The sequence below is a fragment of the Paenibacillus sp. MAHUQ-45 genome, assembly GCF_058133325.1.
In genome coordinates, this window is sequence record NZ_JBYUPV010000005.1 from 1 (window position 1) to 1594 (window position 1594).

Here is a 1594-nt window from a genome sequence, read left to right on the forward strand (position 1 = left end):
AGGATGTGTTTTTTTGCGTAGACATGAGATTCACCTAGCCTTTATACGTTGGTGTTCTCATCATAAAACATCTGTTGGCTCTCGGGTACTCTGAAATCGTTTACCTTTAATTGGAAATATAGTGATACAAGATTAGCCCTGGGGTCCGTTATTTTCTGGAATGGTCGGTTGTTAGGCAATAAGGTCCCTGGAGTCCGTTGCTAGACAAAGCAAATGCTGATTTTGAGATTGAATAGAGCCCAGGTAAACAAGGATTTTGAAAAAAGATGGAGAATATTGAAAAAAGGAATTGCGGCGATGCCAGCGACATTATCACTCAATTTGTTTATTGAAATATGGACATTGTACGTTGCAAGTGACAGTGCGAATGTATAGCTCACATAAAAATCCCGGGTCCTCCGCACCATGGATATTACATTAATTGTATATTTTTGAATGTCAGAGAGTAGTTATCACCTTTTGACTAGGATTAATAAGTGAATTCCTACCCATTAAAAGGGTATTTACCTTTTTATGGGCGAAAATCGCTGTCGCTCCCCATACGGGAGCGTGGATTGAAATTTGTGGGAGAAGGTTATTAATCCTATTATTGACGTCGCTCCCCATACGGGAGCGTGGATTGAAATCAGTAGGGCAGCGCCTTTGCCAGTCCTTTTACGTCGCTCCCCATACGGGAGCGTGGATTGAAATTTAAGCAATCCCCAGCCTCCACCTTAGCTAACTGTCGCTCCCCATACGGGAGCGTGGATTGAAATCGTATGTTACGACCCGTATCGTTAATGGTGCGCACGTCGCTCCCCATACGGGAGCGTGGATTGAAATCATAAAATATTGGAACAGTCCCCACGGTGCTGACAGTCGCTCCCCATACGGGAGCGTGGATTGAAATGTTGCCAAGAGTTTTACATTACGTTGGAAATCAGTCGCTCCCCATACGGGAGCGTGGATTGAAATTCTGAAAATGAACAATGGGCAGAAGGCGTAATTGGTCGCTCCCCATACGGGAGCGTGGATTGAAATAATCAACGCCGTAGTGTCCTGCAACTCCGCATCGGTCGCTCCCCATACGGGAGCGTGGATTGAAATATCACAACCCCAGCGGATGAAGAAGGCAGTACCCCGTCGCTCCCCATACGGGAGCGTGGATTGAAATAAAAGTAGCGACGTCAACCACTTCTCCGCCCTTGACGAAGTCGCTCCCCATACGGGAGCGTGGATTGAAATATATGCTTTATCAATTTCCATGGTCTAAAGAACACATGTCGCTCCCCATACGGGAGCGTGGATTGAAATCTCCTATCCTTTTAATTCCATGGTAAGCATAAAAGTCGCTCCCCATACGGGAGCGTGGATTGAAATCATGTGGACGGCATTACATTCTCAGGCCCTCCAGGTCGCTCCCCATACGGGAGCGTGGATTGAAATTGGAATCGGGTCTGAACCATCCGAGTTATGGCTGGTCGCTCCCCATACGGGAGCGTGGATTGAAATTGTTTCACCGTACCCACAACTGAATACTTTCTGTCGCTCCCCATACGGGAGCGTGGATTGAAATATAACCTCGACATGGGCATTCAAAAAGGCCGCAAGTCGC

At 46.9% G+C, this 1594-nt stretch carries 1 CRISPR repeat array.

The window, feature by feature from the left end:
- Nucleotides 1–529: 529 nt before the first annotated feature.
- Nucleotides 530–1555: direct repeats of the CRISPR family, unit length 32 nt; unit sequence GTCGCTCCCCATACGGGAGCGTGGATTGAAAT.
- Nucleotides 1556–1594: the final 39 nt, after the last annotated feature.